We start from the raw sequence: 9,020 nt of genomic DNA, 5'->3' as shown, positions 1-9,020 counted from the left end.
CACCTGGCGGCCATCCGGGAGGCGGAGCCCGGCGCGCTCCCCGCCTACCTGGCGCTGGCGCGGCTGACCGCCGACCGGGCGCTGGCGACCGGGCTGCTCAAGCCGAACGACGCGGAACGGCTGCTCGGCGTCCTGGGAGACGAATGATCGTCGCCACCACCCGCGCGGAGCTCAAGGCGGCCCGCGACAAACTACCCGGCCCCGTGGTCCTCGTGCCCACGATGGGCGCGCTGCACGACGGGCACCGCGCGCTGCTGCGGCGGGCGCGCGAGATCGCGGGCGCCGCGGGGACGGTCGCGGTGTCGATCTTCGTCAACCCGCTCCAGTTCGGGCCCAACGAGGACCTCGAAAGGTACCCGCGGACGTTGCGGGAGGACCTGGAAACCTGCGCGGCCGAGCACGTTGACCTCGTGTTCGCGCCCGGCGTCGGCGAGATGTACCCGCGGCGGCAGCTCGTGACCGTCGATCCCGGCGCGGCGGGTGAGATCCTCGAGGGCGAGTTCCGCCCCGGGTTCTTCCAGGGCGTGCTGACCGTGGTGCTCAAGCTGTTCAGCCTGGTGCGCCCGGACGTCGCCGTGTTCGGCCAGAAGGACGCGCAGCAGCTCGCGCTGGTGCGCCAGATGGTCGCCGACTTCGCGCTCGGCATCGAGATCGAGGGCGTGCCGACGGTGCGCGCCGCGGACGGGCTCGCGTTGTCGAGCAGGAACAAGTACCTGTCTTCATCGGAACGTACGGTGGCGACTGTCCTGCACAAAGCCCTTGCCGTAGGCGGGGCGGCCGCCGGGCGCGGTCCCCGCGCGGTGCTCGACGATGCCCGGCAGGTGCTGGCCGAGGAGGGGGGCTCCCTCGATGTGGATTACCTGGCTCTTGTTTCCGCGGGAACTTACGAGCTCGTTCTGAGTGATGATTTTTCCGGACCGGCAACCCTCGCCATCGCCGCACGCCTCGGCACGACGCGGCTGATCGACAACGTGACGATCCAGGTCGGGACGGGACGCGATGCTGCTGACGATTGACATCGGGAACACCAACATGGTGCTGGGGGTGTTCGACGGCGACACGGTCGTCGAGCACTGGCGGATCGCGACCGTGCCGGACCGGACCGCGGACGAGATCGCGGCCCTGCTGCACGGGCTGCTCGCACGGTCGGCGACGGTCAAGGAATCCGACCTGGACGGGATATCGCTGTGCTCCACGGTGCCCTCGGTACTGCACGAGATGCGTGAGCTGTGCGGCAGGTACTACGCGGACGTGCCGACCGTGATCGTCGAGCCTGGGGTGAAGACCGGCGTGCCGATCCGGATGGACAACCCGAAAGAGGTCGGCAGCGACCGGATCATGAACTCGCTCGCCGCCATGCACCTGTACGGCGGGCCGGCCATCGTGGTCGACTTCGGCACCTCGACCAACTTCGACGCGGTCAGCGCGCGCGGCGAGTTCGTCGGCGGCGCCCTCGCGCCGGGGATCGAGATCTCGGTGGACGCGCTGTCCCGGCGCGCCGCTCAGCTGCTCAAGGTGGAGCTGACCAGGCCGCAGCGGGTGGTCGGGAAGAACACCGTCGAGGCGCTGCAGTCCGGGATCGTCTACGGGTTCGCCGGGCAGGTGGAGGGGATCGCGCGCCGGATGGCGGCGGAGCTGTCCCCTGACGACCCCGACGCGGTGACGGTGATCGCGACGGGCGGCCTGGCGCCGCTGGTCATCGGCGAAGTGTCGATCATCGACGCGCATGAGCCGTGGCTCACGCTGATCGGCCTGCGCCTCGTGTGGGAACGCAACACGGCCAGGGAAACCAATGTGCCGCCGGGCGGCGATCGCCGGTAACCTTCGGGCGTGGCTGACGACAACGTTCCGGAGCAGGTACGCGTCCGGCTGGAGAAGCGCGCGCGGATGCTCGCGTCTGGCGTGGACCCTTATCCCGTGGGGTACCCGCGGACGACGACCGCCGCCGCGCTGCGGGAGAAGTACCCGGACCTGCCGAAGGACACGGCGACCGGCGAGATCGTGGGCGTGGCCGGGCGCGTCATGCTGTCCAGGATCGGCGGCAAGATCTGCTTCGCGACGCTGCGCGACGGCACCGGCGACATCCAGGCGATGATCCGCCTCGACGAGGTAGGCGCCGAGCGGCTGGCCGACTGGAAGCGGGACGTCGACCTCGGGGATCACGTCGGGGTGACCGGCGAGGTGATCACGTCGCGGTCCGGCGAGCTTTCCGTGCTGGCCCACTCGTTCGCGATCACCGCCAAGTCGCTGCGCCCGCTGCCAGAGAAGCACGCCGGGCTGACGGACCCCGAGGCGCGGGTGCGGCAGCGGTACCTGGACCTGATCGTAAACCCCGCGTCTCGGCGGCTGGCGGAGATGCGCTCGGCGGTCACGCAGTCGGTGCGCTCGTCGCTGCTGGCGCGCGGCTACCTCGAGGTCGAGACCCCGATCCTGACGCCGTTGCACGGCGGGGCCAACGCCCGGCCGTTCACCACGCACTACAACGCCTACGACGTGGACGTGTACCTGCGGATCGCGCTCGAGCTGTACCTGAAGCGGCTCGCCGTCGGCGGGATCGAGAAGGTCTTCGAGATCGGCAGGAACTTCAGGAACGAGGGCGTGGACAGCACCCATAACCCCGAGTTCACGATGCTCGAGGCCTACGAGGCGTACGGGGACTACAACACGATCGGCGAGCTGACGCAGTCGCTGGCGCAGGGCGCGGCGGTGGCGGCGTTCGGGTCGACAGTGATCAGGCGGGCCGACGGGACCGAGCACGACATCGGCGGGTCCTGGCCCTCGATCCCCGTGCACGAGGCCATCTCCGCGGCGCTCGGCGAGTCCGTCACGCCTGACACCGGGCTGCCGGTGCTGATTGAGCTGTGCGCGAAGGCGGAAGTGCCGCTGCAGCCTGCCTGGAACCGGGGCCAGGTCATCCTCGAGATGTACGAGCGCCTCGTGGAGAAGCAGACCGTGGCGCCGACGTTCTACCGTGATTTCCCCGTCGAGGTGTCCCCGCTGACGCGCCAGCACCGCACTGACCCGCGACTGGCGGAACGGTGGGACCTGGTGGCGTTCGGCGCGGAGCTGGGGACCGGCTACTCGGAGCTCGTCGACCCGGTGGAGGAGCGCGCCAGGCTGACGGCGCAGTCGCTGCTCGCCGCCGGGGGCGACCCGGAGGCGATGCAGCTCGACGAGGACTTCCTGCTGGCCCTGGAGTACGCCATGCCGCCTTCCGGCGGCATGGGGATGGGGCTGGACCGCCTGATGATCATGCTGACCGGTGAGAACATCAGGGAGACGATCCTGTTCCCCTTCGTCAGGCCCGGCGCCTAGGTTCCAGGCCGCTAGGCGATGCGCACCGCGCCTACGTAGGCGTTCCAGAACACGGCCTGGACCTGGACGTCCTGCCCGGCGCTCGGCGCGTCCACCATCAGCCCGTTGCCGATGTAGATGCCCACGTGGCTGATGTCGGCGAAGAAGAACACCAGGTCGCCTGGCTCGAGCTGGTCACGGGACACGTGCATGCCGGAGTTCCACAGCGATCCCGTGTAGTGCGGCAGCGAGATGCCTTCCTGGGCGAAGGCCCAGACAACCAGCCCCGAGCAGTCGTAAGAGTCCGGGCCCGCCGCTCCCCATACATAGGGCTTGCCGCGCTGGGTCAGCGCGGCGCGCAGCGCCGTCGTGTCCACATTGGTCGCCTCGGGCAGTATCACGTCCGGGTAGGAACCGGTCTGGTCGAAGATCGCCATCGCCTGGGCCATCGCCGAGCTGTTCAGGATGTCGAGCTTGGACTGGATGGCCTTGACCTTGCCGTTGATCTGCCCCTGCAGCTGGTTGACCGTGGCGATCTCTTCCTGAGCGGTCACCTGCGCCCGCTGAGAGGCGATCTGCATCTTCTGCAGGTTGGTCAGCCGCATACCGGCCTGATCGTTGATCTCGAGGACGGTCGAGGCCTGGTTCAGGAACAGCCCCGGGTCCCCGCTGGTCAGCATCTGGAGCGTGGGATCGAACCCCTGGTTCATGTAGCCCATGGCGGCGAGCTGGCTGACCGCCAGCTGGCTGCCCGCCATCGCCTTTTGCGCGCGGGCGGCGGCGAGCTTGGCGAGCCGCTCCTGCGTCTTCGCGTTGGCGATCTGGATCTGCAGGCCGTCGAACTGCTGGCTCAGCGAGTCAACCTGATTGGAAAGCTGCCTCGCTTGCGCGACGAGCGCGCCGAGAGATGGCTGCGGCAGGGTCGTCTCAGCATCGCTAGCGCCTGGCTGGAGCAGCAGGGCAACCGCGATCGCGGTCGCCGCCAGCGGCGCAACCCTCCTTATCGTGCGCACATCGATGCACGATATCGGATCCCCGGGCCGCTGCCATCCGACTCGCTAGAAGTTTTGCCTTTCTAACGGCTGCGATGTTCCGCCTTCGCCGATTCGCCGGATGTGGTATGGGAGCGCGCCGTTGACGCCGGATCGTGATGAACCGATCGCGTGCCGAAGCGGGGCATGGCAACTTCGTCTACTGGCCCATTCAATTATGGCGCTACAGTAGTCCCCGCGATGGGGTACATAGTCAGGCAAGCGCGCACCAGGGATGTTCCGGTAATCCGTGCGCTGATCGACCAGAACGTGGGATCGCGACGGTTGCTGGACAAGCACACCGTGAATCTCTACGAGGACATCCAGGAGTTCTGCGTCGCCGAGAGTTCCGCTGACGGCATGGTTGCCGGGTGCGGGGCACTGCACGTTATGTGGGAGGATCTGGCCGAGATCCGGACGCTCGCGGTAGCCGAGAGCAGGCGCGGTTCCGGCATCGGCCACATCATCGTGGACGAGTTGCTTGACCGCGCCAGGCAACTTGGTGTAGCGCGCGTTTTTGTGCTGACCTTCGCCGTGTCCTTCTTCGAGCGACACGGATTCACCGAAATCAGCGGAACCCCAGTGGCTCCTGAGGTCTACGCGGAGTTGCTCCGTTCATATGACGACGGGGTCGCGGAGTTCCTCGACCTGGATCGCGTCAAGCCGAACACGCTGGGCAACACGCGCATGCTGCTCCGGTTGTGAACCTGGCCGCCGAATTCCGCGGGCACGAGCAATGACCTGGTAATTCTGTGTTTCCTCAGCCGCAAGGGAACGGCAGCGCGGGACCAGCGGGCTCCGGCAGCCCTGGCGCGCCGGGCCGAAGGTAGAGTGCTAAGTGCGGGCGGCGCTCAGCTCGCCTGCCGCTAGACCACGGGCGGAGGTGACCTTCATGCCGCAGGACCTTGCCGCACTCGCGCCGTCGGCGATTGTCTGCGTGGCTTTTCTAATCGGCGGATGGATGCTGTTGCGCCGCGAGTTGGCGCCCAAGCGGCGCAAGCGGGCCGCGGCCGATGGTCACCAGACCAGTGAACGGTCACATGAACCGGGCGAGCGAAGCGAAAGCTGATATTTCGTACGACGGCGTGTTTATCTGACTTGCGATGACGGCCTAATGCTAACTGTGCACCGAATGCGCGATTACTTAGAGTTACCGGTCAGTCTTGTCATGAGAGTGTGCCACAGATGTCCCATGAGAAAGTGCGCTGTTGTCAATTGTAATATGCCTACCGATGGGTATATCTTTAGCTTCCGAAATGGTTTGCTCCGCAGAAGGGCTGAATCCATGGCACAGAAGGTGCAGGTGCTTCTCGTCGATGATCTCGATGGAAGCGAAGCGACTGAGACCGTGTCCTTTGGACTGGACGGTCTCTCCTATGAGATCGACCTGAGTTCCGGCAACGCTGGCGAGCTACGCAAAGAGCTAGCCCACTATGTCGACCACGCCAGGAAGTCGAACGCGCCCGCACGCCGCCGCCGCGCACGCAGCGGAGCAGGCCGGGAGCAGAGCGCGCGAATCCGTGAGTGGGCGAAGTCGCGCGGCTTCAAGGTCAATGAGCGCGGTCGCATTCCCGCCAACATCGTGGCCGAGTACGAGGCCGCCCACTAGCATCACCAGCTCGCCCGCCCGGGCGTTCCGCAGACCCGGGCGGCTGTCGTCCTCCGCTAACCTCTCCCGCGTCCCGGTTTGCCTGTTCCCCGCGTCACGGTCTTACATCCCCCTTACGTCCGCGTCATGCCCGCCCCCCTGCCAGGCCTCCGCTTGCCGGACTGCGCTGGTCACGCGGCGCGTTCGCTTCCGGCGTACTTGGAACTACCCTGCGACTTCACGCTGTTGGATGGGGGTGAAGGCGCAGTGTCCGGGGAAGTTCTTCTGTAGGTGGCGCATAATCGCGTTAAGTACAGGATCGGGCACGCGGCTACCATGCGGAGCAGCAGGCACGCCGAGCCTGCCGGTTCCCCGCTGTGAGGAGAGCACGACATGTTCGAGAGGTTTACCGACCGGGCGCGGCGGGTTGTCGTCCTGGCGCAAGAAGAAGCCAGGATGCTCAATCACAACTACATTGGCACGGAGCACATCCTGCTCGGCCTCATCCATGAGGGCGAGGGTGTGGCGGCCAAGGCGCTCGAGTCGCTTGGCATCAGCCTGGAGGCGGTCCGCCAGCAGGTCGAGGAGATCATCGGCCAGGGCCAGCAGGCGCCGTCGGGACACATCCCGTTCACTCCGCGTGCCAAGAAGGTCCTTGAGCTATCGCTGCGCGAGGCGCTGCAGCTCGGTCATAACTACATAGGCACTGAGCACATCCTGCTCGGCCTGATCCGCGAGGGCGACGGCGTGGCAGCCCAGGTCCTCGTCAAGCTTGGCGCGGACCTGAACCGCGTGCGCCAGCAGGTCATCCAGTTGCTGCACGGGTACCAGGGCAAGGAGCCCGCCGGATCGGCGGCGAGCGGGAGCACGGAATCGGCGCCGTCCACCTCGCTCGTGCTCGACCAGTTCGGCCGGAACCTGACCCAGGGCGCCCGCGAAGGCAAGCTGGACCCGGTGATTGGCCGGGAGAAGGAAATCGAGCGGGTCATGCAGGTGCTGTCCCGGCGCACCAAGAACAACCCGGTCCTGGTGGGCGCCCCCGGCGTCGGCAAGACCGCGGTGGTCGAGGGCCTGGCGCAGAAGATCGTCAAGGGCGAGGTGCCGGAGACGATCAAGGACAAGCAGCTCTACACGCTCGACCTCGGCGCGCTCGTCGCCGGGTCGCGGTACCGCGGTGACTTCGAAGAGCGGCTCAAGAAGGTGCTCAAGGAGATCCGCACCCGCGGCGACATCATCCTGTTCATCGACGAGATCCACACGCTCGTCGGCGCGGGCGCGGCAGAGGGCGCGATCGACGCGGCGTCGATCCTCAAGCCCATGCTCGCCCGTGGTGAACTGCAGACGATCGGCGCGACCACCCTTGACGAGTACCGCAAGTACCTGGAGAAGGACGCCGCTCTCGAGCGCCGGTTCCAGCCCATCCAGGTCGCGGAGCCGACGATCTCGCACACCATCGAGATCCTCAAGGGCCTGCGCGACAGGTACGAGGCACACCACCGGGTGTCCATCACCGACGGCGCGCTCGTCGCGTCGGCGCAGCTCGCGGACCGCTACATCAGCGACAGGTTCCTGCCGGACAAGGCGATCGACCTGATCGACGAGGCCGGATCGCGGATGCGCATCCGCCGCATGACGGCGCCGCCGGACCTGCGCGAGTACGACGAGAAGATCGCCCAGGTGCGCAAGGAGAAGGAGTCGGCGATCGACTCCCAGGACTTCGAGAAGGCAGCCGCGCTGCGGGACACCGAGAAGCAGCTGCTCGGCAAGAAGGCCGCCAGGGAGAAGGAGTGGAAGGCCGGCGACATGGACGTGGTCGCTGAGGTCAACGAGGAGCTCATCGCCGAGGTCCTCGCCACCGCGACCGGCATCCCTGTCTTCAAGCTCACCGAGGAAGAGTCGCAGCGCCTGCTGCGCATGGAAGACGAGCTGCACAAGCGCGTGATCGGTCAGAACGACGCGATCAGGGCGCTGTCGCAGGCCATCCGGCGGACCCGGGCCGGCCTGAAGGACCCGAAGCGGCCCGGTGGCTCGTTCATCTTCGCGGGGCCGTCCGGCGTCGGCAAGACGGAGCTGTCCAAGACGCTGGCGGAGTTCCTGTTCGGCGACGAGGACTCGCTGATCCAGCTCGACATGTCCGAGTACATGGAGAAGCACACGGTGTCCCGGCTGTTCGGCTCGCCGCCCGGTTACGTGGGCTACGAGGAGGGCGGCCAGCTCACCGAGAAGGTGCGCCGCCGGCCGTTCTCTGTGGTCCTGTTCGACGAGATCGAGAAGGCCCACCCGGACATCTTCAACTCGCTGCTCCAGATCCTGGAAGACGGGCGTCTCACCGACGCTCAGGGTCGCATGGTGGACTTCAAGAACACCGTGATCATCATGACCACGAACCTGGGGACGAAGGACATCTCCAAGGGCGTGTCCGTCGGGTTCGCCAAGCAGGGCGAGTCCAAGGGCTCGTACGACCGGATGAAGTCGAAGGTCGGCGAGGAGCTGAAGCAGCACTTCCGGCCCGAGTTCCTCAACCGGGTGGACGACATCATCGTGTTCCACCAGCTGGAGCGGGACGAGATCTTCCAGATCGTGGACCTGATGGTCGCCAAGGTCGACGACCGGCTGAAGGACCGCGACATGGGCATCGAGGTCCGGGAGCCCGCCAAGGAGCTGCTCTCCAAGCGCGGTTACGACCCGGTGCTCGGCGCCCGTCCGCTGCGCCGCACGATCCAGCGGGAGATCGAGGACGCGCTGTCCGAGAAGATCCTGTTCGGCGAGCTGCGGCCAGGCCAGATCGTGATCGTGGACACCGAGGGCGAGGGCAGCGGCGAAGACGTGAAGTTCACCTTCACCGGCGTCCCGAAGCCCGAGTCCGTGCCCGAAGAGGCGACGGTCGCGGCCGTGGCGGCCGCAGAGCCGGCTACCGGCCCCACCAACACCGGTGGCGGCTCGGCGGCCAGCGAAGGGCCGGGTACGGCTCAGGCGCTCGGCTAGCTCGGTTTAACCCACAAGCCCCGCGCGGCCCGTTGGTCGCGCGGGGCTTGTGGTGTTTCGGCGCGTTCAGTCGGGGCCTCCAGAGCGGCCCCGAACAACGCGTCTCGACACCACTGCGCCCC

At 67.1% G+C, this 9,020-nt stretch carries 8 protein-coding genes and 1 pseudogene; 8 read left to right on the top strand and 1 reads right to left on the bottom strand.

The window, feature by feature from the left end; translation table 11 throughout:
- The 4 genes and pseudogenes from WA805_RS13995 to lysX all read left to right on the top strand — a co-directional run.
- Window positions 1-147 (top strand): annotated as a pseudogene (locus tag WA805_RS13995) (oxidoreductase); the annotation flags it as partial.
- Window positions 144-1,016, top strand: coding sequence for a pantoate--beta-alanine ligase (panC, locus tag WA805_RS13990; protein ID WP_425242547.1), 873 nt, complete (start codon window positions 144-146; stop codon window positions 1,014-1,016). The pseudogene WA805_RS13995 and the gene panC, both read left to right, overlap by 4 nt.
- Complete coding sequence (locus WA805_RS13985; RefSeq protein WP_422278565.1) at window positions 1,000-1,821, top strand: type III pantothenate kinase; 822 nt, start codon at window positions 1,000-1,002, stop codon at window positions 1,819-1,821. The genes panC and WA805_RS13985 overlap by 17 nt, the downstream gene beginning before the upstream one ends.
- Window positions 1,822-1,887: 66 nt before the next feature.
- Entirely contained in the window at window positions 1,888-3,315 is a 1,428-nt protein-coding gene (gene lysX, locus WA805_RS13980; RefSeq protein WP_425242548.1) for a bifunctional lysylphosphatidylglycerol synthetase/lysine--tRNA ligase LysX, read from the top strand.
- 11 nt (window positions 3,316-3,326) lie between these two features.
- Here the strand turns inward: lysX and WA805_RS13975 are convergent, their stop codons facing one another.
- Complete coding sequence (locus WA805_RS13975; protein WP_424559531.1) at window positions 3,327-4,307, bottom strand: C40 family peptidase; 981 nt, start codon at window positions 4,305-4,307, stop codon at window positions 3,327-3,329.
- Window positions 4,308-4,526: 219 nt separating this feature from the next.
- Here WA805_RS13975 and WA805_RS13970 point away from each other — a divergent pair, with 219 nt between their 5' ends.
- The 4 genes from WA805_RS13970 to WA805_RS13955 all read left to right on the top strand — a co-directional run bounded on the left by WA805_RS13970 (window position 4,527) and on the right by WA805_RS13955 (window position 8,898).
- On the top strand, window positions 4,527-5,030 hold the full coding sequence (locus WA805_RS13970) for an amino-acid N-acetyltransferase (RefSeq protein ID WP_422278569.1): 504 nt from the start codon (window positions 4,527-4,529) through the stop codon (window positions 5,028-5,030).
- Window positions 5,031-5,217: 187 nt separating this feature from the next.
- Window positions 5,218-5,394, top strand: a complete 177-nt coding sequence (locus WA805_RS13965) for a hypothetical protein (RefSeq protein WP_422278571.1) — start codon at window positions 5,218-5,220, stop codon at window positions 5,392-5,394.
- Window positions 5,395-5,610: 216 nt separating this feature from the next.
- Window positions 5,611-5,934, top strand: coding sequence for a histone-like nucleoid-structuring protein Lsr2 (locus WA805_RS13960; RefSeq protein ID WP_422278573.1), 324 nt, complete (start codon window positions 5,611-5,613; stop codon window positions 5,932-5,934).
- A gap of 372 nt (window positions 5,935-6,306) precedes the next feature.
- On the top strand, window positions 6,307-8,898 hold the full coding sequence (locus tag WA805_RS13955) for an ATP-dependent Clp protease ATP-binding subunit (RefSeq protein WP_422278575.1): 2,592 nt from the start codon (window positions 6,307-6,309) through the stop codon (window positions 8,896-8,898).
- The last annotated feature ends 122 nt before the right edge of the window (window positions 8,899-9,020 follow it).

The organism is Trebonia sp. (assembly GCF_049794275.1).
In the GTDB taxonomy this organism is placed as follows: Bacteria; Actinomycetota; Actinomycetes; order Streptosporangiales; family Streptosporangiaceae; genus Trebonia.
Note: the sequence above shows the minus strand (reverse complement) of the source record. Positions and strands in the feature narration are given on the sequence as shown.

Excerpts from the sequence above, each read along its gene's own strand:
- panC (WP_425242547.1), top strand. The coding sequence starts at position 144 with ATGATCGTCGCCACCACCCGCGCGGAGCTCAAGGCGGCCCGCGACAAA.
- WA805_RS13985 (WP_422278565.1), top strand. The coding sequence starts at position 1,000 with ATGCTGCTGACGATTGACATCGGGAACACCAACATGGTGCTGGGGGTG.
- lysX (WP_425242548.1), top strand. The coding sequence starts at position 1,888 with ATGCTCGCGTCTGGCGTGGACCCTTATCCCGTGGGGTACCCGCGGACG.
- WA805_RS13970 (WP_422278569.1), top strand. The coding sequence starts at position 4,527 with ATGGGGTACATAGTCAGGCAAGCGCGCACCAGGGATGTTCCGGTAATC.
- WA805_RS13965 (WP_422278571.1), top strand. The coding sequence starts at position 5,218 with ATGCCGCAGGACCTTGCCGCACTCGCGCCGTCGGCGATTGTCTGCGTG.
- WA805_RS13960 (WP_422278573.1), top strand. The coding sequence starts at position 5,611 with ATGGCACAGAAGGTGCAGGTGCTTCTCGTCGATGATCTCGATGGAAGC.
- WA805_RS13955 (WP_422278575.1), top strand. The coding sequence starts at position 6,307 with ATGTTCGAGAGGTTTACCGACCGGGCGCGGCGGGTTGTCGTCCTGGCG.